Origin of the sequence: Methanosalsum natronophilum (assembly GCF_024808815.1) — an archaeon.
Lineage (GTDB): Archaea > Halobacteriota > Methanosarcinia > Methanosarcinales > Methanosarcinaceae > Methanosalsum > Methanosalsum natronophilum.
Genome location: NZ_JANUCS010000001.1, coordinates 102,986 through 128,219, shown reverse-complemented (window position 1 = coordinate 128,219; position 25,234 = coordinate 102,986). Strand labels below are relative to the sequence as shown.

18 protein-coding genes, 2 tRNA genes and 1 pseudogene are annotated in these 25,234 nt (G+C 32.9%); 9 read left to right on the top strand and 12 right to left on the bottom strand.

Translation table 11 applies throughout. The features are described from left to right. Nucleotides 1–14: 14 nt before the first annotated feature. Nucleotides 15–2,093, bottom strand: coding sequence for a type II/IV secretion system ATPase subunit (locus J2T59_RS00655; protein WP_259133075.1), 2,079 nt, complete (start codon nucleotides 2,091–2,093; stop codon nucleotides 15–17). A gap of 227 nt (nucleotides 2,094–2,320) precedes the next feature. Here J2T59_RS00655 and pheT point away from each other — a divergent pair, with 227 nt between their 5' ends. Next, nucleotides 2,321–3,934, top strand: coding sequence for a phenylalanine--tRNA ligase subunit beta (pheT, locus tag J2T59_RS00650; RefSeq protein ID WP_259133074.1), 1,614 nt, complete (start codon nucleotides 2,321–2,323; stop codon nucleotides 3,932–3,934). A gap of 7 nt (nucleotides 3,935–3,941) precedes the next feature. Here pheT and J2T59_RS00645 read toward each other — a convergent pair. Then, nucleotides 3,942–4,044, bottom strand: a tRNA-Arg gene (locus J2T59_RS00645). A 189-nt stretch (nucleotides 4,045–4,233) separates the two neighbouring features. Further along, complete coding sequence (locus J2T59_RS00640) at nucleotides 4,234–5,955, bottom strand: site-2 protease family protein (protein ID WP_259133073.1); 1,722 nt, start codon at nucleotides 5,953–5,955, stop codon at nucleotides 4,234–4,236. Between the two features lie 79 nt (nucleotides 5,956–6,034). Here J2T59_RS00640 and cutA point away from each other — a divergent pair, with 79 nt between their 5' ends. The 4 genes from cutA to J2T59_RS00620 all read left to right on the top strand — a co-directional run bounded on the left by cutA (nucleotide 6,035) and on the right by J2T59_RS00620 (nucleotide 8,117). Next, nucleotides 6,035–6,346 (top strand): divalent-cation tolerance protein CutA, encoded by a 312-nt coding sequence (gene cutA / locus J2T59_RS00635; RefSeq protein ID WP_259133072.1) that lies wholly within the window; start codon nucleotides 6,035–6,037, stop codon nucleotides 6,344–6,346. 219 nt (nucleotides 6,347–6,565) lie between these two features. Further along, nucleotides 6,566–6,648, top strand: a tRNA-Leu gene (locus J2T59_RS00630). 29 nt (nucleotides 6,649–6,677) lie between these two features. Further along, nucleotides 6,678–7,526, top strand: coding sequence for a fumarate hydratase (locus J2T59_RS00625; protein WP_259133071.1), 849 nt, complete (start codon nucleotides 6,678–6,680; stop codon nucleotides 7,524–7,526). A gap of 3 nt (nucleotides 7,527–7,529) precedes the next feature. Further along, nucleotides 7,530–8,117 carry a FumA C-terminus/TtdB family hydratase beta subunit gene (locus J2T59_RS00620; protein WP_259133070.1) on the top strand — a complete coding sequence of 196 codons (588 nt, stop codon included), beginning with the start codon at nucleotides 7,530–7,532 and terminating at the stop codon, nucleotides 8,115–8,117. Here J2T59_RS00620 and J2T59_RS00615 read toward each other — a convergent pair. The 4 genes from J2T59_RS00615 to minD all read right to left on the bottom strand — a co-directional run bounded on the left by J2T59_RS00615 (nucleotide 8,101) and on the right by minD (nucleotide 12,722). Further along, on the bottom strand, nucleotides 8,101–9,075 hold the full coding sequence (locus tag J2T59_RS00615) for a type II secretion system F family protein (RefSeq protein WP_259133069.1): 975 nt from the start codon (nucleotides 9,073–9,075) through the stop codon (nucleotides 8,101–8,103). The two genes, J2T59_RS00620 and J2T59_RS00615, sit on opposite strands and share 17 nt — an antisense overlap. Nucleotides 9,076–9,095: 20 nt before the next feature. Beyond that, nucleotides 9,096–9,932 carry a type II secretion system F family protein gene (locus tag J2T59_RS00610; protein ID WP_259133068.1) on the bottom strand — a complete coding sequence of 279 codons (837 nt, stop codon included), beginning with the start codon at nucleotides 9,930–9,932 and terminating at the stop codon, nucleotides 9,096–9,098. 82 nt (nucleotides 9,933–10,014) lie between these two features. Beyond that, entirely contained in the window at nucleotides 10,015–11,868 is a 1,854-nt protein-coding gene (locus J2T59_RS00605; RefSeq protein ID WP_259133067.1) for a type II/IV secretion system ATPase subunit, read from the bottom strand. A 5-nt stretch (nucleotides 11,869–11,873) separates the two neighbouring features. Beyond that, nucleotides 11,874–12,722 (bottom strand): cell division ATPase MinD, encoded by an 849-nt coding sequence (gene minD / locus J2T59_RS00600; protein WP_259133066.1) that lies wholly within the window; start codon nucleotides 12,720–12,722, stop codon nucleotides 11,874–11,876. A 410-nt stretch (nucleotides 12,723–13,132) separates the two neighbouring features. On the opposite strand from minD, the gene J2T59_RS00595 reads away from it, so the two are divergent. Continuing rightward, nucleotides 13,133–13,711: a hypothetical protein gene (locus J2T59_RS00595; RefSeq protein WP_259133064.1), complete on the top strand. Its 579-nt coding sequence runs from the start codon at nucleotides 13,133–13,135 to the stop codon at nucleotides 13,709–13,711. Nucleotides 13,712–13,938: 227 nt separating this feature from the next. Then, complete coding sequence (locus J2T59_RS00590) at nucleotides 13,939–15,561, top strand: methylamine methyltransferase corrinoid protein reductive activase (RefSeq protein ID WP_259133062.1); 1,623 nt, start codon at nucleotides 13,939–13,941, stop codon at nucleotides 15,559–15,561. A 47-nt stretch (nucleotides 15,562–15,608) separates the two neighbouring features. Here J2T59_RS00590 and J2T59_RS00585 read toward each other — a convergent pair whose 3' ends face one another. The 3 genes from J2T59_RS00585 to J2T59_RS00575 form a co-directional block, all read right to left on the bottom strand. Then, nucleotides 15,609–17,540 carry a hydantoinase/oxoprolinase family protein gene (locus J2T59_RS00585; RefSeq protein ID WP_259133060.1) on the bottom strand — a complete coding sequence of 644 codons (1,932 nt, stop codon included), beginning with the start codon at nucleotides 17,538–17,540 and terminating at the stop codon, nucleotides 15,609–15,611. 170 nt (nucleotides 17,541–17,710) lie between these two features. Beyond that, nucleotides 17,711–18,511 (bottom strand): DUF1638 domain-containing protein, encoded by an 801-nt coding sequence (locus tag J2T59_RS00580; protein WP_259133058.1) that lies wholly within the window; start codon nucleotides 18,509–18,511, stop codon nucleotides 17,711–17,713. 46 nt (nucleotides 18,512–18,557) lie between these two features. Then, complete coding sequence (locus J2T59_RS00575) at nucleotides 18,558–20,480, bottom strand: hydantoinase/oxoprolinase N-terminal domain-containing protein (RefSeq protein ID WP_259133057.1); 1,923 nt, start codon at nucleotides 20,478–20,480, stop codon at nucleotides 18,558–18,560. Between the two features lie 578 nt (nucleotides 20,481–21,058). Here J2T59_RS00575 and mttB point away from each other — a divergent pair. Next, nucleotides 21,059–22,546, top strand: a pseudogene (mttB, locus tag J2T59_RS00570) ([trimethylamine--corrinoid protein] Co-methyltransferase). A 20-nt stretch (nucleotides 22,547–22,566) separates the two neighbouring features. Continuing rightward, a complete protein-coding gene (locus tag J2T59_RS00565) occupies nucleotides 22,567–23,217 on the top strand; it encodes a cobalamin B12-binding domain-containing protein (protein WP_259133056.1) in 651 nt (216 codons plus the stop codon). Between the two features lie 43 nt (nucleotides 23,218–23,260). On the opposite strand, the gene J2T59_RS00560 is transcribed toward J2T59_RS00565, so the two are convergent. Then, nucleotides 23,261–23,932, bottom strand: a complete 672-nt coding sequence (locus tag J2T59_RS00560; RefSeq protein WP_310572643.1) for a PHP domain-containing protein — start codon at nucleotides 23,930–23,932, stop codon at nucleotides 23,261–23,263. Nucleotides 23,933–23,979: 47 nt separating this feature from the next. Continuing rightward, entirely contained in the window at nucleotides 23,980–25,233 is a 1,254-nt protein-coding gene (gene hflX, locus J2T59_RS00555) for a GTPase HflX (protein WP_259133055.1), read from the bottom strand. Nucleotide 25,234 lies beyond the last annotated feature (1 nt).

Below are 25,234 nucleotides of genomic sequence, written 5' to 3'. Positions count from 1 at the left end.
CACATAATGAATCTTCAAATAATTTCTAACTTTTCAAGTATCTTATTAGGTGAAGACTGATAAGCACTGATAATAGCAGCAATATCTCTAAAGTCAGTAATATTGTTACTGACCATATAATGTAATATTTTTTCACGCACATCGAGTTCTTTTTTGGCCCTTTGAGCAGTCCATCCTCTGCTCCTGATGATATTGTGAATAGCTTTTGATTCGCCCGTTTGGACAAAAGTGTCTGTACTTGAGTCCCATACAAAAATATCATTGGTTCTAATATTGCGGGTATTTGGATCAATATCTATTATTTCTACAATTTTAAGATTTCTTCTAACCCTTTCACCTTTAGAATAAGTTTGTGCTTGTATCGACATTATGTCTAAAGCTTGAATCATATTTCTAGGAACACTAATTGGAGGATTTTCAAGTCTATAAATTGCCGAAGCTACTGAATCGGCATGCATTGTAGAAAATGTTGTATGACCTGTAGCCATTGCCTGAAATAAAGTTAATGCTTCCTTTCCCCTAACTTCTCCCACTATTATGTATTCGGGACGTTGCCTTAATGCTGCTTTAAGTAATTCATACATGTCAACAGCACCTTTTTCATCGGCAGTGAATGAATCTCTTGTTACGGCTGGTATCCAGTTCATATGTGACAATTTTAATTCACGAGTATCTTCCAATGTAACAACTTTTGATATTTCTGGAATAAATAAAGAAATTGCATTAAGTGAAGAAGTTTTACCTGAAGCTGTACCTCCTGCATATATCAAGCTTTTATTATTTTCAATGCACAACCATAGGTAAGCCATTGCACTTGTAGAAAAGGTACCCCAATTAATTAGATCAATAGGTGTTACTGGAATCTCACTGAATTTACGAATCGTAAAAGTTCCACCTCTAGTGGTTATTGATGAGCCAAGTGTCATTTGTATTCTTGATCCATCAGGTATTGTTGCGTCTATTATTGGCTGTGCAAGAGATATATGCTTTCCGCTTTTTTGTGCAAGTTGAATTATGTATGGATCCAGCTCATTTTCATTAAAAACAATATTTGTTTTTATATTGTGATATTTTCTGTGATAAAGAAATATAGGTACATTTTTTCCGTTTGCAGATATATCCTCAACAGAGTTGTCGTACATCAGTGGATCAATTTTCCCATATCTAACAAAGTCTCTTTTAATGTAGTAAGAAATCTTTTCTAGCATTTTTGGAGTTATTTCTATAGAATAATCTTTAATAATATCTCTAATCTTCGAATCAACCATTGATTCTTTATCAACTAAGGTATCTAATACTTCAAAAAGTAGTATATCACGTAACCTTTTTTTAATCTCAGTGAGAAATACTTGTTCAAACTCAGATAGCTTTGGTTCCACGACACAATAAAAGTATTTGTTAGTACTTGGGTTGTATTGGATTGTAACAAAAGAATATGGTTCAATTAACCAGTACCTTTCAACTTCATCAATCCCATCAGTATAATCAAAGCTAACTAGAGGGCCGTGTATGTCTATATTGTATTGCTCAATTTCTTTTTCTTCATGAAGAAATAGGTTTTTTAATTTTGATAAAATACTAAGTTTCTGGCCATTAGTAAAATGAATCGAATCTAAATTGTTATTGTCAATTGAAGATTTATTGCCACGTGTAGAGGTATAATCTGTAATTTGTTCATCTTCAGACTCAACTCCAATAGATTTATTCCCAAGTTGCTGGTAAATATTGCTATAAGCAATTTTATTTTCAATAGTAAATGAAATGTTGCACTTAGTAATATCTTCAGGTAACTTTATATCTTCTTTTTTTTGAAGAATATTTTCTTTTTTTATAGTTGTTAAATGTTTTAATGTTCTAGTATTTTGCTGCGCTTTTTGTTTTGAAGTTTCACTAGGTGTAAGTATACCAAACTCTCTTTCAAACTCTTCATCAACAATAGTATTTCTAGCCGATTTAGTAGAGACATCATATATTTCTTTTTTTTCAGTAGAGCTTGAATGTAATTTATTAATTTCCTTTGAAGGCCTATTAGTATTATTTTTATTTTCATTAAGTTCAGATGGCACATCTTTTTTACTAGGTTCATTTTCCATAGAACTCACCGTTTTTAATAGATATGTTAGCTTACTGGCTATTTGTTGGAAATCTATACCACTTGGTTTATTTCTACTTATTAATCAACCTATTGATTTATGTCTTGTTATTGTGCCATAAATAGTTTAGTTATGTTATGAAAAGTGTTAAATCAAAAGTTAGATATTTAAAGACTTGAGCTCATACTAATTTCACTAATCTCAAAAGTATAAAGAGGACATTAGAAATGCCAGTAATAACTTTACCTTATACTGACCTAGAAGATTTAACATCATCCGAAAGTTCTGAAATAATTTCAAGGATACCAATGATTGGAGCAGATGTGGAAAGAATAGAAAATGATTATATAGATATTGAATTTTTCCCTGATAGACCCGATCTATATAGTGTCGAAGGAGTTTCTCGTGCGATGAGAGGTTTCTTAGGAATTGAAAAGGGGTTTTGTCAGTATAATGTAAAAGAATCCAACTTTAAACTATTAGTAGATAAAGGCCTCTTAAAAATCCGTCCAAATATTGTATGTGCTGTTGTAAAAGGAATTAATTTTGATTCAAATTCTATTAAAACAATTATGGATCTCCAAGAAGATCTTCATTGGGGACTTGGTAGGAACCGTAAGAAAGTTTCTATTGGTGTTCATGATCTTAATCATGTACAATCTCCTTTTAGGTATTTACCTATGGACAAATCATTTAAATTCATACCACTAGATTTCTCTAATGAACTGTCACTAGAACAAATCCTAGTCAAACACCCAAAAGGTAAGGCATTTGCACACATTTTAGATAAATTTGATAAATATCCTATAATACTTGATAAACAAGACAAAGTACTTTCTTTTCCACCTATCATTAATGGTAACCTGACAAGAGTTACAGAAGATACCACTGACCTTTTTATCGATGTGACGGGCTTGGATGATACTGTAAATATTGCGTTGAACATTGTGGTGACAGCTTTAGCTGAACGTGGTGGGACTATCGAATCAGTCTCTATAGAAGATTTGGATGGTAATGTTGAAGTAACCCCTAATCTGAAGCCGGTTACTTGGGAAATTAAGAAAAAAGACATTGAAGATTTACTAGGTATTCCACTAAGAGATAGAGATATAGTTGAAAACTTAGAAAAGATGAGATATGGTGTTAGAAAAATAGATCCAGAAACATTTGAAGTTGATATTCCAGCATATAGGGCTGATATCTTACACAGCTATGATATAATAGAAGATATTGCTATTTGTTATGGTTTTGATCAAATTATACCTCAGTTCCCCGAAAGTTCAACTGTAGGGAGTGGCCACAGTTCCTCCATAAAAGAAGATAAATTCAGGGAGTTAATGATAGGCCTTGGCTATTTCCAAGTAATGCCTTTCACACTAACAAATGAAAAAGTCCACTTTGAGATGATGTGCAGGGAAAAAACACCAGGTGTAACTTATTTGTTACATCCAATCAGCGAAGAACAGACGATGCTTCGCACTAACCTTTTGCCAAATTTGTTAGAAATACTATCACTAAATCAACATCGTGAGTTGCCACAAAGAATATTCGAAGTTGGTGAAATAGTAGAAAATGAAATAAATAAACATCACTTGGCAGCAGTTTCGATTCATCCGTTTGCAAACTTTACTGAAATTCAAGAACTTATTGATGTAATTATGAGGGAACAAGGGTTAGAATATAATTTAGTTGAGTCTAATGACTCCGCATTCTTAGAAGGTAGAAGAGCAAATATAGTTGTTGGAGAAAAAGTAGTTGGTGTAATGGGTGAGTTTTATCCAAAAGTTATTACAAGTTTTGGACTTGGGCAACCTGTAGTAGGTTTTGAGATGCAAATTTAAATATCAACGGGCCCGCCGCGATTCGAACACGAGTCAATGGGTTTCTTCACAATTATATTTTAAATATAATGTACCGAAGCCCATTAGGATATCCACTACCCTACGAGCCCTTACTTCAGCAATACATTGCAACTGCTGATATTAATAATTTCTGTTTCTGCGCATACACTAAAATTAGATTTTTTGTTAAAAGGGTTTGAATAGCTTCAATAGATGTAACATAAAGCTATTTTACCCGGTTGACATTAAAAAAATATTTGGAAAATTGAGGGATTAATAAATTAACTTGAAACCCCTGATTAAAAACCATGTACAATATATGGCCCAAATATCATAAAAAGGATGGAGGCCAAGATGAATAGTGAAAGAAATGCAGTGGTTGCAGATGCGATCCTGTTTGCTTTAGCCTCATTTCCAGTTAATTTAGCTACAAAACTGTGAGCATATGCTCTGAATACATGTCCACCATCAAGAGGTACTGCTGGCAGGCAATTAAATAGGCCTACATAAAAATTAAGCCAACCGATCCACAATAATGTGTTTGCAATCCAGAATACTCCCATACCGAGTGGCTCGGCCCATCCTAGAGGTTCATAGGCTTGTGCCAAAGTACTTCCAAAACCTGGAAAACCCTCTCCTGCAAAACCAACAATTGGGAACCCAAGAATTATTAGCCATCCACCTATTTGCGTTAGCATTGAGGGCATATCTTTTAGCATTTCTAGATAAGTATCAGCTGCAAAGTAACCAACTGAAATATCTCCTACAGTGAATCCAAGTGATGTGGGTATTTCTCCAATAGGTCCACTAACTATTCCTAGGTAACCCTGCTCTTCATTATCTAAATGTGCATCAAGTTCAACTTCGATATCCTTATAGTTATCTGAATCATATTCAGGTGCAATTTTTAACGTTATTACTTGATTAGGATGAGTCTCTGCCATGAAAATCCTGAAATCCTCAAGCGATTTTATAGGATTTCCATCAATCTCCTTGATAATCATTCCCTCTTCAAGTCCAGATTCGCTGGCAGGTGTATTTTGCATAACCTCCATTATACGAATACCTAAAGCTTCAGATTCAGGAGGTTTTTCTAACAGCAGTTCATACTGATTAATCTCAGTACCTGATTTCGCATGAATAGTAACATATGTATCTTTTTCTAAAGTGCTTAAATAGTGTAATACATCTTGGGCACTTTTTACAGATGTGTCGTCCAATTTAGTTATTATCATCTCATCTCTAATTTGTTTATCATAGGCATCAGAGTTTGGATCAACATCCACTATCATCGCGTTACTTGCTGGACCTATAGCACCTAATACAGGTCCAAAGAACAGAGATAAAGCAATTAATGCAACAACAAAGTTAGCCATAACTCCTGCAGAAAGTATCCTAGCCCTTTGATTTCTCCCTGCAATTTTGGGTTCATCGGAAACATTCTTATTCTTATAGTAATCTTCTTTTAAATCTTCATTAGTATCTTTTTTAACTCCAAAAAGCTGTTCTTCATCAGGTTCTGCGAAGCCTCCAATGGGAACAAGAGCTACAAGTAAACCCATAGATTTGACTTTAATATCTTCGACTCTTGAAAGTATTGCATGTGCAAATTCGTGAACTATCAAGGTAACTATTAAAGCTATTAATCCCCAAACAATTGGGATAAATTCATTAACACCAGGTATCAAAAATATATTTCTTGGTTCATGGAGCTGACCAGGTTCTGGTACTTGCTCTGTACCTAATGATGTCAATAGTATAATGTCAGAGAGCAATATGATTGCAAACATTGAGGCCATACCTATGAACATCATTACTATTCCAATATTAGCAAAAAAACGCCAGAACTTTTTTGGAGCAGCTATTTTATCTATAAAGTTAAGACCTTTTTCGGTTCTAATCATAAGCAATGGTCCATGGGCACTTATGTTATACTTGTCCAAGATACCCCTTTTACTAAGATTTGACACTATTATCCAGTATAATAGAAAAATAGCAAGGAAGATTGTAGTACTACTCAAAAAATCACCAAATAGATGGAATGAAGCTTTATTTAATATTTATATAATATTAATCTTATTATTATAAATCGGTGGCATTATGTTTATAGAAGTATATATAACTGTGGGAGATATGGAAGAAGCTAAGAAAATATCAACTTCATTATTATCGAAAGAACTTATTGCTTGTGCTAACATTTTCCCTATAAGTTCAATGTATGTTTGGAAGGAAGAAGTCGTTGAAGATACTGAATATGTTATTTTGGCGAAAAGTACAGATGATAAATTTGAACATATCAATAAAGAAGTTAAGGATTTACATAGCTATGAATTACCATGTATAGTGTTTTGGCAGTTAGAAGGAGATCGTAACTATCTAAGCTGGGTTCAAAGTTCAATAAATACAGGCTGAAGCTTTTAACTGGAAAAAACCTACAAAGTATAATCCTTTAAATCATTTTTTGCTTTTCACCTAAAGACCAATACCAAAATATATATATAAAATAAATTTGTGTTTTGTGTGATAGTGAACTAATTTACTTTAAAAGTCTTAATTCAGATTATTTTCTAAAAATGTTCAATCTAATGTACAATTGAACTATAATTCTGAAAAATAAGCTAGACTCATTGAGCGGGAGTAACCAAGTGGCCAAAGGTGGTAGACTCAAGATCTACTCGCGAAGGCGTTCGGGGGTTCGAATCCCTTCTCCCGCACCTAAATCTCTATTAAAGGTTGTTCAATAATGGAATTTATTTGTGACAAAGAGATTACATATGATACAGTAGTCAAAGCTACCTATACTATTCTAAAAGACTCTCAAACCAACTTACCTGAAGATATTATTGATGCTCTAAAAACAGCTAAAAAAGATGAAATGAGTGATCTAGGTAAAGCTCATCTAAATGCTATTATTGATAATATAGAGCTTTCTTCTCAAAAAGGAATTCCTATGTGTCAGGATACGGGTATTTTAGTATTTTATGTAGATATAGGTAAAAGTTTGACACTTAATTTCGATATTTCAGATGCTATAAAAAGAGGAGTTGATAAAGCCACGAAACAAATCCCTTTAAGACCAAATTCTGTACATCCTATAACACGAATAAATAGTGGAAATAACTTAGGTGAAGGTATTCCAGATATTAATTTTGATGTGTTTGATGGAAGTGGATTAAAGCTCACAGTTGCACCTAAAGGTGCAGGCTCTGAAAACATGAGTGCACTAAGAATGTTTAATCCTAATACCCCTATATCTACTATAGATGATTTCATAGTAGAAACGGTTCTAAACGCTGGCGGGATGCCGTGTCCACCAGTCATAGTAGGTGTTGGTATAGGCGGATCTTTTGATAAATCTGCTCGCTTATCAAAAAAGGCATTGTTACGAGATATTAATTCAATGAATACTCATGAATTATCGGTGCTAAAAAAGATTAATTCTCTGGGAATAGGACCGATGGGTACGGGTGGCAAATATACAGCTATTGGGGTGCTTATCAATAAAGCTTTTTGTCATACTGCATCTCTGCCTGTAGCAATCAATATTCAATGCTGGGCTAATAGGCACTCATCCATTTTATTCGAGGCCTAATCTATGGAGTATCATATAAATTTGCCTGTAAAACAAAAACTAATCAATAAATTAGCTATAGGGGATATTGTATACCTTACGGGAACAGTATATACTGCACGTGATAAAGCACATTTAAGAATAATAGAGTATTCAAAAAATAAAATGCATATTCCATTTGATCTAAATAGCGGTGTTATTTACCATTGTGGTCCATTGATTAGAAAAGAGGATGGGATCTGGAAGGTTGTTTCAGCTGGACCAACGACAAGCAATAGATTATTAGATTTAACTCCATACATTCTTGAAAAGTTCAACGTCAAGTTCTTAATTGGGAAAGGAGGTATGGTTGGGCTAGCAGATGAATTTAAGAGACATTCTTCAGTTTATTTAGCATACACAGGAGGTTGTGCTGCACTTGCATCCCAGTTAACAAAAAAAATAAGCGCTGTTTACTGGGAAGATTTTGGAATGGCTGAAGCTGTATGGGAGTTATATATAGAAGACTTTGGTCCATTAATAGTTGGGATTGATTCACATGGTAATGATATATTTAAGAATGTAAAAGAATCAGCTACAAAATCCTTTAAAAACGTTATATTAAATAGGTAAAAGACAACCATGCAATTAATGTAAGAACTATAGCATGTTTCATTCCTTCACTGATTTTAGCTTCACCCATTTTGCCAGCTACAAATCCTGTAAAGAAACCCTGTATTAATGAAGCATGATACATTAACTGAATAAATATTGCTTCATCAAATGTAGCTAGAAACTGAATATTACCTGTATCAGCAGCTCCAACGTCTCCAACTTCTGACATCATGGGGATGAAAGTAGAAGAGATTAATAGAACAACAAATAAGAAAACTAGAAAAGAAAGGTAAGATATTACCACATAAATGAACATGTTAGATTTTCTTTCTTTCTCCATATTCTTTACATTTTTAGTATCTTTACTTGCTGCTAACAATACGTCAGATATTCTCCCGCCTGCTCTGTTAGCCTGAATTATTATTGATGTAGCTCTTGAGATTATTTGCGTATCGACTCTATCAACAAAATCTTTAAGTGCTTCTTCAAAAGTCATTCCCCATGCCAAATCTCGTCTCAATTTTGTGATATGATAGGTAAGCTCTCCATAGTCGTTTTTAGATACTTTACTCAGTGCTTGTGGAAGACTTTGACCCGCCCTATTTAGTTCAGCTAGATCTCTTAAAAAGGTTGAGATATTATTTTCAATATCATCAATTACATTGTTCTTTTTATGATAAGTATAAGCTGGTATTGATAACAGTATTAATACAGAAAATAAAACAATATCATCTATATAGGTAAAATCCCAGATATATATAGAAGCTAAAATAAAAAAAGTAACTGATAAAGGCAAAGTAAAGAAAAAAGAATATTCTGGAAATTCTTTTAATGATTTAATAGGTGATTTAGCAAAATATTTTAATTTAGTATATCTTTGAACGTTTTTTAACCTTATATCAATATTATAGTCTTCCAGCTTTTTCAGTTCACTTCCAGTAAGATTAGAATTGACCTTATATTTTTTTCTGGACAAGATATTTCTGAGTTTGATAATTATACCTCCGGTGTCATAGAATGAACCAGGCCAATGAAAAGTACATTACCTATTGGGATTATTAAGTATATTATCAATTGTAAAACTGCTATGTTTGCATCACCACCTATTAATGACATTATTGCAATCACTATTATAAGAAAAAGTGGCCCAGCTACAAATGCAGCTACATAAGTTTCACCTAAAAGATTTAATACATCTATAAATTCATCTTGCTCTTGTTGCTTTTCAAGAAAGAATTGTTCTGATTTTTGGAAAAGGTATGGTTTTAACTGTCCACCTGATGTAATTACAGTAATAGTACCTAGTAAAAAGTTTGCAAACTTTTCTGAAGGTGTAGTTTTAGCTAGAATTCTTGTAGCTGTCACAAGATCGTGACCAAGCTCCTCAACATTTTTAACAAGAAAATTTGACTCAGATGCAATAGTTCCATAATTATGGTTTTTTGCCAGGCTTTTATAAAGATCAATTGGAAGTACACCAGCATCCGACATACTTGATATAAAACTTATTGCGTAAGCTAACTTTTGATCAATATCTTGTGCTCTTTTCTGAGCTATAAATCGCGGATATAATTTCCAAGATGTATAAACAACTAGTATTAAAGCAATACCAATTAGAACTGAAATAATAAGATGGAATAGTATTGATATGTATTCCATTAGTGGAGCTAACCAGATAACGTCCCTTGTAATTTCAACTAAATATAGGGGAATTGAATAATAATTTAATAAAATATTTACAATTATAGTTCCAAAAATTGCTGTTATTAATGATGTGAGAAATGCTCCAGAGAGATATATATCAAAAGATAAGTTTAGTCTAGATTTAATCAAGTTTTCTCTTAGCTTGTGGTATTTCAGCTCATTTTTTGTAAAATACCAGCCAATCAGAGTATATGCAAGTTTTAAATAGGAATTAATCATGCACTTTTAGGTCCTTTAAGATGGAATTAATCAGTTTCTCGGGTTCTTTTGAGTATCTTACAACAAAGTTAGAGAACTTTTTATAGTTATTTATTTTCTCTTGAACTGCCCATTGTAACACAATTCTTCTGTTTTTCATTTCATTGGAAAGCTCTTCCTCACTCAATCCTTTACTTTTCATAATATTTTCAAAAATATAAGATTTTCCTGTATAAGTAAAACTATCGTTTTCAGGGCTCCATAAAAAAACTTCATTTGTAATAACTTCACCAGTACGCGAATCTAAGCCAACAATTTCTGTAATTGAAGTACATCGTCTAACCCTTTTTCCTCCAATTGTTACCTTTTCAATTATAGCAATAATATTGAGTCCTTGCAACATTATTCTTGGAATGTTGATTGGAGGATTCTCAAGTCTATGTATAACTGAAGTTACACTATCTCCATGCATTGTAGATAGAGTTGTATGTCCTGTTGACATTGCTTGAAATAAAACATAAGCTTCAGATCCTCTGACTTCACCTACTAGGATGTATTCAGGTCTTTGACGGAGTGCGGTCCTAAGTAGTTCATACATCTCTATAGACCCCCTATCTTCACCAGTAAATGATTGTCTGGTAACTGAAGGTACCCAGTTTGGATGATTTAAGTTAATTTCTCTTGTATCCTCTATAGAGACTACTTTCAATTCAGGACTAATAAACATAGATGCAGCATTCATTGATGTTGTTTTTCCAGAAGCTGTGCCACCTGCAAAAAGTATACTTTTATTTCCATTAATTGCAACCCATAAATAAGCCATCATGTCGGCTGAATAAGTTTTGTTTTCAATAAGCTCTGATGGCACCATTGGCATATCTCTAAACTTTCTTATCGTGAAGTTACTTCCAAAAGAAGTAACTTCTTTTCCTAGAGTTAATTGAACACGTGACCCGTCAGGTAAAGATGCATCTAATAAAGGGTTTGCTATCGAAATATGCTTATTGCAACGCTGCGCTAATTTGATTACAAAAGAATCAAGTAAGTCATCATTTTCAAAAAGAACATTTGATGGTATTGAACCGTATTTATTATGATAAACATATATAGGGCTTTTTGGTCTATCACAAGATATATCTTCAAGGTTTGGGTCTTCCATCATTGAATTTATTTTACCATAGCCTAAATGATCTCTTAAAATAAAGTATAAAATTTTCTCTCTACTTTTTGGAAATAAATATATATTGTAATCTGATACTAGCTTGTATACATGTTCTTTAATTCTTATTGTTGATTTATCGATTTCTAAGTCTTCCAAGCTTATAGTTAGAGTTTCTGAGATTTTAGTTTTGATGAACTCAAGAAGTTTATTTTCGCTATCAGTTAAAATTGGTTCTATTACATGATACTGGTACTCATGCAAATGAGGTTCATGTACTATTCTAATATAGGAGTAAGGAGGGTTAACACGATAAACATCAACTTCTTTATATGTAGCCTCTGTGCTAATAGTAAAGTCTACAAGGGGACCATGTTTTATGTAATTATAATCCTCATGAAAATATTTTTCTTTACCAATTATTTTATTTAAAACATTTTTATTTGGGTTTGAATTGATTTCTTTTTCGCGAACAAGATTTTTTCTGTATAAAAAAAGTTGCTTAGGTTGGAGTTTTTTTTTTAGGATACTTGAAAAACTATCATGGCTTTTATTACGTAAATGCTTTATCTCATCCTGTTTGGAATAATGATTCAAGCTATTGTAATCAACTTCTTTAACAAAAAAATCCTTCTTTTGAGAGAATTTTTTATTAGAACTGCCATTTTCTTCTGAACTCTTTTCTGAATTCATATCACTTTCTTGCATAAATATCAATTTTTATTTTCATTTTTATTTTTTCTTATTGAAAAAAGTGAAATTATTTTCTTTAATAAACTACTTTTATCACTTACCTTTTGTTGGTACTCAAAATCATATTCATAGCCTGCTATCTTAGATGCAATCGATTTAAAGAAAACTGATGCGTTGGCACTCGGCTCAAGCAAAACTGCAGGCACTCTCTGGAAAGATGCTTTTTTTATAATGCGATCTTCAGGCACTCTTCCATAAATTGAACTTTCGAGTATGTTTTTTATGTCTTCATCTGGAATTTCATCCTCACTTTCATCAATTTCAGATGGTGAATGTATTTGGTAAATATTTGTTCTATTCAAGATTATACCTTTAATACTTCTTTCCTTCATTTCAACATAAACTTTTATTTTTAAAGAGTCTACAACTGAAGAAATTTCTGGATTAACTACTAGAAAGGTATTATCTGCAGATTCTAATACAACTGCGGTTTCTCTAGATATTCCAGGCGCAGTATCGATTAATATAAAATCAAAACGGTGTTTTAAATAATCAATGAGTTCTACTACTCGAGTTGTGTCTATTTCAGCAATGTTATCTAAAGTTAAACTCCCAGGTATAAACTTTAAACCACCTGGACCTTCATAGATTATTTCTTCAATACTGGAATGCCCTGCAATGTAATCATGATAGGTTTTATTGATCTTATCTTCACCTAACAATAACCCAACATTTGGCATTGCAATGTCTGCATCTATGACAATTACTCTAGTTCCTAATCCTGCGAGGCTCACTCCCAAATTAATTGAAACTGTAGTCTTGCCAGTACCTCCTTTTCCTGATGCAATTGCATAAACTTCTGCAGACATAATTGAACTCCAATTTGGACAGCAGATGGTATTTAAATTTTTATATTTTCTATAGATTTTATCTGATAAATAGGTGTTTATTTATAATTAGGCTAATTATATAATTCCCATGAGTTTTATTCAAATAATTAAAGTTACATCATAAAATTTATTGGCTATAATTTTTGAATAAGCTTATATTTGGGATGAAAATGTGTTATTTCAATATTTTGTCTCATTTGTGCCATAAAAACATTAGTAAAATATATTGCGTTGTTAGATTATACTGTTAAAGGGTTTAAATTACTCAAGTAGCAAAAATAGATTTGAGCAATCACAAGGATGGATAAATACTTGTAATGCTAACTAATGTCTATATGAATTAAAGTATTAGTAAAATTATACATAACAACTTCTATAGGGGTGTGTTTATGGAAAAAGATGATGTAATTGAGAAAGTAATGGAAGAATTAAAGAAAATAAAAGGTGTTAAAGATACTTACGTTTTAGCTGAAAAAGATAAGGATAGAATTGAAGAACTGGAAAAACAAGCATCTGAAATGACGCTTATGGGACTTGGTTATGGAGATAATCAGGGAGTCAAAGAAGTAATAAAATCAGATATTGTTATTGCATTTACAACAACAATGGAATATGAGTGGCCAGAAGGGCCGAATGTTATTCTGAAGCATTATGATGAGATTATAGGTGAAGAGGTAAATGATCCTGAAGAATTAAAAAGGTGGGAATGTGAGGAGAACACTTTAGTTATTGGTAATTTAGTTATATATGGGAAAAATACATTAAGTTCTGCAATGAAAGATCCTGAAAAAATAGCTGTAGTGATGCCCCCAAAAGATTGTCCCGAAGTTAGTAGAATAACTGAGGTTACTGATGTTAAACTTGGGTCGCCATCACCACCTTCAGATGATTTTATAAAAGATAAAATGGAAGTTACAAAAGAACAAGGTTTGGGAACTTTCATGCTTGGATTTAACTTTGATGATTAAATTAAAGTAGCTTTAATCCATTTTTTCATTTTTAGTTTTAATAAATAGTCAATCTACAGAATAATTTTAATTTAATGCATATACTTCAAAATGGTTATATAATGACAAACTAATGTAATTCTGGAAAGCATAACTGCTAGGGTCAAATAAATCATATATATAGCTAAACTTGAATTTTTCACAATGTACATTTAACACATTTGATTATCTAAATAGGAGAACACAAAATGTATGGGATTGCAATGGATCTGGGTACAAGTGGGTTTAGAGCCCAATTGATTGATTTAGAAAATAACGATATCATTAAAACGGTTATTACAATGAATCATCCATTACCAGGTGGCAATGTGATGGATCACTTAGACTTTGCTATTCAAGCGGGTCCCGACTTGGCACATGGAATTATAATTGAAACCATTGAACGCCTGCTACTAAAACTTAATGTTAACTTTTCTAAGGTTGAAAAAATAGCTGTTTGTGGGAATCCAATACAACTTTCTTTGTTTCAAAATATGGAGATTAGGGATTTAGCGTATGCTGGTAAAAGTAAACAAAAAAAACTTGGGGTAGATAATGTCAAACGTGATGCTAGAATATTATCTGCAAATAGTTTATTCACGAAAAATGTTAAGTTAGAAAATGCTAAGATTTTAATTCCACCTGCGATTAAACATGAAATAGGTGCAGATGCTCTTGCAATGATGCTGAAAACAGATTTCATGGAACAGACAGAGATATCTTTAGTTACTGATTATGGGACTAACGCAGAAATGGCTTTAAAAATAGGATCACGAATAATTACAGGCAGTGCAGCAGCTGGTCCCGCAATAGAGGGTCAAGGTATAGATTGTGGGATGCTAGCAAGTCCTGGTGCTATATCCAATGTCAATATAGAAGATGAATACTGGAGACTTGTGGTATTAGATGAAAATATGGATGAAAGAGATGGCTATCTTATAGATCCTGTAACTGGTGAGATCAAAGAAGAAGGTGAAATTAAACCAAAAGGAATTACTGGTACAGGTGTAATTGCTTCAATCTCATTGGCTTTGAGTACTGGCTTGATAAAAAAACTACCTGAACTACCTAATGGTAAATTAATTTTAGGTGAAGAAATATACATAACTAACAAGGACATTGAAGAGGCAGGAAAAGCCATTGGGGCTATAAGGGCTGCACAAATGGCACTTTTAGTCGAGTCAGGAGTTAATTACGAGGATTTGAGCTATATGTATATGTCAGGTGCTTCTGGAACTTATGTCGACTCGGATAAAGCTAGAAAGCTTGGATTAGTGCCAAACTTTGCAAAAAACATTGTTCAATTTGGTAACACATCCATATCACTTGCAAGGGATTTAGTTATGGATGAATCAAAGTTAGATGAAGTTAGTGAAATTGCTCGTAAGATTACTGCAGATCACCTAATGATGGCATCTAGCAAGGTTTTTACTGACATTTACTTATCTGAACTTTCATACTGGACACATGGAATGCCTATTGAGACATATAAAGAAATGCTTGAGATGTATAATATACCAAAACCACCAGAAATATTTGAAAATGCTGTTCTTGAAAAGAGGACTGTTAAAGATATAGCAGATGTTGGTATTGAAGGACTTGATATTGTTAAAGAAATAGGAACTACTATTACTGAGCTTACAGATGGCTGTATATTTTGTCACAAATGTGAAAAAGAATGTCCAGAAGATGCTATTATTATAGTGGAAAAAGGTGACGATTTCATTGCAGAGTATTCAACTGAAAAATGTTTAGGTACTAGCTGTAAAAGATGTGTAAGTATCTGTCCTGAGAATGCTATCCAGTTGAAAGATATTAAAATTAAATATTGAAATAAAAAAGGCATAGATATCTATTCGATATTATTGTTATTTTATTTTCAGTTATCTTCTGAACCCAATAAAGATAAAGTGCTCTCAATGGGCACGTCTTCATTTGGAAGAAATATCTCATTATTTCTGGTTTTGATAAATATATTGGAATTATCTACATTTATAGAGGACATGTATTCATATATGATGGTCTTTCCAAGTATTTCTCCATATTCCAAGGCTTTTTGATAAGTATCAAATTCTTTTCTCTCACCCTTGCTGAAGACGACCCACTTTGTGGGTCTAACTGAGTATCTCGAATCTGCTTGAATTGACTTAATCAAAATATTCACCATCTTCCGACCTTTTGCAACAGCGGCACCTACAGCATTTCCTACTTCTGCATTATTAGGTATTATAATACTAGCATTTAATAAATTAGAAACTTCTTTTTCATAAGCTTTCACAGATCCACCTATAAATACAATAGGCAACTCAAAAAAAAGATTTCCATAAAATCCACCGTAGAGCACCTTTTCAAGTTCACTTTTGTTTACATCTTTAAAAACAAATTCTGCAATATTGGTTACCATATTTTGTGCAAATCTTTTTTTGAGATCTAGACAAAAAGTAATAACCTCTTTACCTTTATATGTGGCAAGTGTTTCAGTTCCTAAAAAAGCAGCATCATAGCTCCATTCGCTAAATTCATTTAATACATGGAGGATATCAGTTGGTGTTAGTCCAATTGCTTTAATAAGTCTCTTATTTATCAATTTATCTAAAATAATTGGAGAAGGAAAGAAGTCTTTATTCCAATATATTTCATGTATCGATATAGGATTATAGGGAATTTTATTTAAAATCTCTTCTTCATGTTTTGAGATTGACATTTGTGAACTATCAACTTCTGTTCTGAGAAAGAACTTTGTTGGCTGGATATTTTCACCTAGCTGAGATTTTAATATTGTTTTTTTTCTTTTAAGTTCATTAACTAATTGAGGATATTCGTAGGCAGCTTGGCAAAGTGGGATTACTTTTTTTGGGCCGATGTTAATTTCACCATTTTTTATCCATATATGACTATCTCCTCCCATTGCAGATGTTTCTACCTCGATAGATTCAATTTTTGTTGACCAATTACCGACTTTTGCACCATTTGATGCAATAAATGGGATCTTATCTTTAATAATTGAAACATCAGTGCTAGTTCCACCCACATCAATCACAGCACAAGTTTCCTTATTTGCTAAATATGCTGCACCAATAAGGCTTGCAGCAGGGCCTGAAAAAATCAACTCAGCTGGTTTTTTGTACGCATTATCAATATTAGTTATAGATCCATCACACTTTAGGATTGAAATAGTAGCTTTAATATTTCTGCGTCTTATTTCATTAACAAGTGTTTTAATAAAATGAAATGAAATTGGTAGCAATTGAGCATTCAAATATGCAGTATTTGCTCTGTCACTAGCACCTAACGCTTCTGAAAGTTCGTAACCACATACAACAGGCACATTTGTGGCTAGTTTTAATATTCGCTTTTTTATTTCAAGTTCATGAGATGGGTTACGAACGCTAAAATAAGATGAGATTGCAAATGCAGCAACTTTATTTTTAGTCTTCAATATGAATTCATCAGCTGATTGAACATCAAGGGAATTTATTTCTCTTCCTAGGCTATCATGGCCACCATTGATTACAGTGTAAAAGTCAAATTCTGACTTATCAGATATATTATAATCTCCTATTAGTATGACTGCTACTGGGTATCCATTTTTTTCAAGAACTGTATTTGTTGATAAAGTTGTAGAAACTGTTATATTGTTTAATTGGGAAATGAATTCATTATTCAAACAGTCAAAAGTATGTTTTATTCCATCAATTAGTTTAGGATAGGTTGTTTTAGTTTTATTTTTTTGCACAATTTCCCCATAACTATCTATAATTACAGCATCTGTATAAGTACCACCGGCATCAATTCCTAATTTATATTCCATTTAATGTAAAATCTCCATCAATATATCTATCGAATTAAAAAAATAATATTTGTAATTTTTGACTTAATTCTGTTTAATTAAAAAGCAATAGATAGAATCAAAAGTAAATGTTTTATATCCTCTCAAACCACTTTTAAGAAGAGGATAAAATATTTAAGTTTATGTAGAAATCAAGTTAAGAAATTATTTAAAACATCTTCTTTTATTCTGGAATAACATTTTTCTATGAGGTTTAAGTCACCATCAAGTTCTACAATTTGGAAGTCAAACAACTCAGCAAATTCTTGTACCTTTTCATCATAATCTTTTTCGTAAGATAAACCTGTGCAAATTTTACCGACACTCTCGTAACCAGAATAGTCAAAAACAAACTTAGTCATTTCTATGTCATTGGGATCAGGTGTTACTTTTGCTATCTTTAACATTTCTCTCCAATGGGTAGCCTGAACTGGTGTTAAAAAGTAGATACCTTTTCCTTTGAAATCATTCAAAACATTTAGGTATTTATTTCTTCCACCCAAAGAGGCACATATGCAATCATCCACTACATCACCCTGATCATCTTTTAGTATGTGCACTTTGCATGAGATGTCTGCGAAATCATTTTCAACACTCCCTAGAACATTTCCACAAAGTCCATAGAAAATAAGTATTCCATTTGAAAAATCACTTAATACTTCAATTTGACGGTAGACTTCTTCTTTGAGAACATCTGGCTTTGCGTCATAAGCAAATTCCATGATACTAATTACAATAGTAAGTTTGTTAGGGTCCATTTTAGATACTATTTTTTTAATTCCATCAGAATTTTCAGCCATATATCCATAATTGATATCATTTAATTTTTGCATAAAACTATCTGAATCTTTATTATTTGCAATCAGCACATGATCAATGTTCGAATCATTTTCAAGAAGGTGTATTATTTCATCTTCAAAAACCTTGCACCCTATAAGGCTAATAGTTGGCATTTTTAATCTCCAATTTAATGTACTAATTCAGATTAATCTATTGACTTTAATTAACTATTGGTTTACCTATACCTACAAAAGTTAATGTCGTTTCAATAGGGACACCAACTCCACTGACATTGATATCATTTCTAGTTATCTTAATATCAACATCTTGCGTATCAAACCCTGAATCTTTCATATACTCAAGTATTATTTCTTTACCAAGGTTGTATGCATAATCAAGAGCTTCTTTATGATTTTTTATTTTATGTCTTCCTTTTGGTGAGAATATAAGGAAAACTTTATCAGACTTGAAATAGCCACCAGCCCTAATCATGATCTCTATTCTTTTTATTCCTTTTCCAGCTAGTGCACCTACAGCATTACCAACTTCAGCATGCTTTGGTAAAATAATCTCAGCGTCAAATATTTTATTTAATTCATTGACATATGATCTCACAGGACCACCTAAAAGTACAACGGGAACATTAACTTTGAATTCTGTAAAAAAGTCACCTTCAATTATTTTTTTAATTTCATTTTTATCAATACCTTCTAGAAGATAAGACATCAAGTTTAACCCCATATTATAACATACAAGCTCCTTCACGTGCCTACAAAACTCTGACATATTTTTTTCACATAATCTACCAAGTAAAGTAGCACCTATTTCTGAAGCTTCAGTATTCCATTCATTGTATTCGTTCAAAACATGCAATGCATCAGTAGGTGTGAAACCAATACATTGTATCAGTCTTTTTTGTATTAAAGAATCTATTATAGCACTAGATGGAAACTTATTCAACCCCCAAAAAAGATCATTAATAGAGACTGGTTCATCACCCATGAGTTTTAATATTTCTGACTCGTTTTCTGATATTTCAATAGATTCACTTGAATTTTTAACAAAGAACTTGGTGGGCTGAATATTTTCACCAAGTTCTAGGCGGGCGGGTGTTCTACCTTTTTTAACTTGTTCTATAAAACCAGGATATTTATCTGCTGCAACGCAGAGGGGAATCACTCTACGTGGTCCAATGTATACGTTTCTATTTTTGACCCATACATGTGTATCACCACCCATTGCAGAGGTTTCCATTTTTATTGCTCTGACTTTTGTTTTCCATCCACCAACTTTTGCCCCCTCATCTGTGAGTTCAGCTAATCCATCTTTCATTAATGATACATCTGTACTAGTTCCTCCAACGTCAATAACTGCACAATTGCTTTGATTAGCTAGATAAGACGCGCCTATGAGGCTTGCAGCGGGACCTGAAAAAATTGATTCAATTGGTTTTTTTAGTGCTTCTTCAATACTAACTACAGAACCATCACATCTCAACATCATTAATCGAGCATCAATACTTTTTTCTTTAATAACACTAATAACTGTATTGATAAATTGCTGAGCTATTGGGAGGAGTTGTGCATTTAAATATGCAGTATTTCCTCTTTCTAATGCTCCTAATCCTTGGGAAAGTTCATGCCCACAAACTACTGGCAAGTTACATAATTTCTCAATAGCTTCTTTTGCCTCTAATTCATGCGAAGGGTTTCTAACGCTGAAGTAGGAAGAAACTGCAAAAGCAGAAACTTTTTCTTTAGTTTCATCTACAAACTCTTTTATTGCTTCTATATCCAACTTCTCCATTTCAGCACCTGTAGTGGTGTGTCCACCTTGGACTTTTGTATAATATTGGAAAGCAGCTGAATTCTTTGCTTCATAGTCTCCTATTAGAATTAGAGCTACGGGATAGCCTGTTCTTTCAAGAATAGTATTAGTTGCAAGTGTTGTAGAGACTGATACTAATTTTACTGATTTTAATAAATCCGAATCGAGTCCATCAACAGCGCTTTTAATTCCATCGATTAGATCTGGATAGGTTGTTAAGGCTTTGTTTGAAGCCAGTACCTTTCCATTTGAATCATCCATGATTACAGTATCTGTATATGTTCCCCCAGCATCAATTCCTAAACTATATTGCATATTATCGTTTTCTCCTTTGACAATCGATTAGATCTCTTTATGTAAATGACTAAAAATTTAGTTTTTTATTTTTCAATTTAGGTAAATATATGTAAACTTGCTTTGACTTTTTACAAAATAAAGTCAATTCTTTTCTTATATATAGATAATTAATAAGGAAATAAAGTTAATATTTTTAGTAGAACACATATGGATTACAATTTAGCTTTTAGGTGAAATTAAAATAGTTCACCATTGGTGAATAGTTCAGTATTTATAGTTTCCGGTATAAGATATATTTTTAATTATATATCTCTTTGTAAACTAATGGGATAATATACCTTTACTGTTAATGAAAGATATAGCTCAAAGATGTAAATAAAGTGAAGAAGTTTATCGAAATCTATATATATAAACATACTTGAACTAATTCTAATTGGATAATACTTGTTAGCTTAATCTATAAGCAGTTGAGTGCAAGTAATTCCAAAACTGCTACTGTATTTAAGTGGCATTCAGGATATTAGGAATAAAGTTGAGAAACTATGAGTTCTTATTTCCTGATTAGAGCAAGGATTTTAGTAAGGAGGTAAAAAATTATGGCAGAAAATTTCTACCCCGGTAGAGATATTTTAGAGGGAGTTCGCTTAGAATTCTTTACGCAAGATGAACTTCGAACACTTCACTATGCAAGTATGGAGGTTCTCCAAAACCCAGGTATTGAAGTTGAAAGTGCTGAAGCTAGGCAGATATTCAAGGAAAATGGGTGTGATGTTAATGATGATACCCATGTTGTAAAGATTCCAGAATATCTAGTCAATAGGGCACTACAACTAGCTCCATCAAAATTCACATTGTGGGGCCGTGAAAAGAAAAATAATGTAGTCAAAGAGCATAAGGGTAAAGTTCATTGGACCTGTTTTGGAACAGGTGTCCAGATGTGTAATTATCTTGGCCCTGGTAAATATGAAACAGTCGATTCAACAGAACAAGACATTGCAAATACTGCAAAACTCTGTGACTGGGCAGAAAACATCGATTATTTCTCCTTATCCGTATCTGCACGTGACTGGGCAGGCAAGGGAGCACAGGATGTGCATGAAACATATACTCCACTAGTAAATACTTCTAAACACTTCCACCACATTGACCCGGTAGGAGAAAATGTAGAGTTTTATTTTGATCTTGCTAAAGCATATTATGGTGGAGATGAAGAAGAGGCAAGAAAAAAACCAATTTTCTCAATGTTATTGTGCCCAACAAGTCCTCTTGAGCTTGGTGATAACGCATGTCAAGTTATCATGAAAGGTGCAAGGCATTCAATTCCTGTTAATGTATTAAGTATGGCTATGGCAGGAGGTTCTTCACCTGTACATCTAGCTGGAACTCTTGTAACACACAATGCAGAAGTATTATCAGGTATTGTGTTAGCACAACTTACATCTCCTGGTGCTCCTGTAATGTATGGAAGTTCTACTACTACATTCGATTTGAAAAGAGGTACAGCTCCAGTAGGTTCTCCAGAACTTGGTATGATAAGTGCAGCTGTTGCGAAACTAGGACAATATTATGGTTTACCAACATTTGTTGCTGGTTCATAGGCAGACGCCAAGATACCTGACGGACAAGCAGGTCATGAAAAGACAATTACAACATTACTTCCAGCATTGTCCGGTGCAAACACCTTATATGGTGCAGGTATGCTTGAGCTTGGTATGACATTTTCTATGGAACAGCTGGTCATTGACAATGATATGATTGGAATGACAAAGAAAGTTATGGAAGGAATTCCAGTAAATGAAGAATCACTTGGTGTAAAAGCTATTCAAGAAGTAGGTATTGGAAAGAACTTCTTAGCTCACAAACAAACTAGGAAATATATTGACCTACCTTCAAATCCACAACTGATTAACAGATTGATGCTTGGAGATTGGAGAAATGCAGGTTCAAAAGACATTGCAACTGTAGCCAATGAAAAGGTTCAAGATGTAATGAAAAACCATGTAGTTACACCAATTGATGCAGATTTACTTAAAGATATGAAAGCTATTGTAGATAAAGCTGATAAGAAAGTGGCAGGTAACTAATTTTTAAGGAGATATAATTAATGGCAACAAAAGAAGAAATTATCCAAAAAGGAAAAGCTGCAGTCCTTGATTTTGATGAAGATGCAGTAAAAGAAGTAGCAAAAGAAGCAATAGATGCGGGAGTTAACCCAGCTGAGCTTATTGAAGATGGTTTCACAGCTGCAATGAATGAAATAGGGGATCAATTTGAATCAGGTACATTATTCCTTCCACATGTAATTGCAGCTTCTGAGGCAATGAGTGCAGGTGTAGAAGTTTTAACTCCAGAACTTGAAAAATTATCCGCAGAGTCAAAAGCTAGAGGAACTGTAGTTATTGGAACTATTGAAGGAGATATTCATTCAATAGGTAAAGATATTGTGGCTACAATGCTTAAAATTGCAGGCTTTGATATAATTGATTTAGGTAGAGATGTACCAGTGAAAGATTATGTAGATAAAGCAAAAGAGAAAAACGCTGATGTTGTAGCTTCTTCTGCATTAATGACAACAACCATGATTACACAAACACAAATCGAGGAACAGCTAAAAGAAGCTGGACTTAGAGATAATATTAAGACTATGGTTGGTGGTGCACCAGTAACACAAGATTGGGCAAACAAGATTGGTGCTGACATCTACGCTGAAAATTCAGGTGATGCAGTAAACAAACTCAAAGCTCTATTCCCATAATATATTTTAAATTAGATGCATCATAGAGATGTCATCTATTTTTTTATTTTTCATTAACAATTGCTTTTTTCATGTTAGCATATATTTGTCTGAGCACATAAGAACTTGGGGTTAGAGAGCCGCCAGCTTGAACTTTTCCATCTTTAATAGAGTTAAGTATAGAATCTACATCCTTATCTTTTGTGTTTATTTCAGTATAAGCCCTTCCAATCATCTCAGGGATATGTGCGTCACTACCACCAACACCTGGAATATTTAATTTGCCACTCTCGGTCTGAGCTTTCTTGTTTGCAAAATTATTTAGGCATCGCGAATTTATTACCTCAATCGCGTCTATATCGATGCCATGAATATAGCCCAATCCATGGGAGGATCGCTTAAAAGGATGAGGTATTATTATAGTGCCTCCAAGTTCCCTTGCTTTAGAAATAGTTTCATCTACGGTGAGTTTAGGCTTAATATTCTCGTATATTCCTAAGATTAATATGTGCCCACCTAAAGAAGATACTTCTATTGAAGGAATTACTATTACTTCTGAGCCCAATTCCTCTGCTCTTTCAATCGCTTTTATGCTTCCATCTATAGTGTTATGGTCACATATTGCAACACCGTCGAGTCCATTCATTTCAGAATGTTTTAATATATCGTCAATTTTGGAGTCACAATCAGATGAATAGCACGAATGGACATGTAAATCAAATTTCATTGTATTCATATTCATTTTTAAGTTATATAGTTATTTTGAGAACTTGTTTATAAATTTTAAGTCCTATAGTTATCATTAATTTTTTCAGCTTTTTTAATGATTTCGTCTCTTGCTTCAACATCAACTATAATCTTATCAGTATATTTAATCTCATGTACAATTCCCTCATCAAAGAGCCAAGATAAAATAGACATACCATAGCTAGATATTGGCAATTTTAAGGACCTTCGTTTCCATTCTGGCAATAATGATGATATCTTTTCGATTAAGGGCTTGATAGAACCAGGATTTTTAGCTGAAAGCATGATAGGATTAGGGGTTAGATAACTTATCTCAGAGATTTTGTGATTTAAACAATTCGTTGAGACTTTGTCTATTTTGTTTATAACTGTAATGATAGGGACAGCTTCAATTTCTTCCCACAAAGTATTATGGCAAGTAATTAATTTACTCTTTACATCTTCGATATCTTCACTGATATCTACAACTAAAAGAATCATATCAGCTAAGAATATTTCATCTAGAGTTGACTTGAATGAATCAACCAGCCAATGAGGAAGATTTTCAATAAATCCCACGGTATCAGTTACAAGAACTTTTCTTCCATTGACATCAAGTGAACGTGTAGTTGGTGAAAGTGTTGTGAACAGCTTATGCTCTGCTTCAACATCTTCATTAACAATATTGTTGAACAAAGTGCTCTTTCCAGCATTAGTGTATCCTGCTAATGCAATTAACGAAAAACCCTTTTCATGTCTGTGTTGTCTTAGATTTTCATAATCTTTTTGAACTTGTTTCAACTCTTTTTTTATTCTTGAGATTCTGTTTTTAAGATCAGTTTCATATGAGTCCTCATAACCTCCTAAACCCATAAAACCCGGTTTCTCAGATTTTTTAAGAAGAGAAACTATAGTTTTTGCTTTTGGAAGTTCATATTGAAGTTTTGCAAGTTCTACCTGGTATTGCGCCCTTTTAGTACGTGCCTTTAATGCAAAAATTTCTAAAATTAAGTTAAATTTATCAATGGTCTCACATTTACATTTTTCAGAAATATTGTATATTTGCATCACACTTAGCTGATTATAAAATATAATTTTATCAGGGTTGCTTTCAGAGACTAGATTAGCAAGTTCTTCAACTTTTCCAGGGCCTATATTATAATTGCGGTTAGGGTTTCTAGTTTGAGTTAATTTTCCTATAACGGAATACCCTGCAGAATAAGCAAGTTCTTCTAACTCTTTTAATTTTCTAGAGTTATGGTGTTCATTACTCTCTAGCTCATTTCTTTGAACAAGAACAACTTTTTTCATA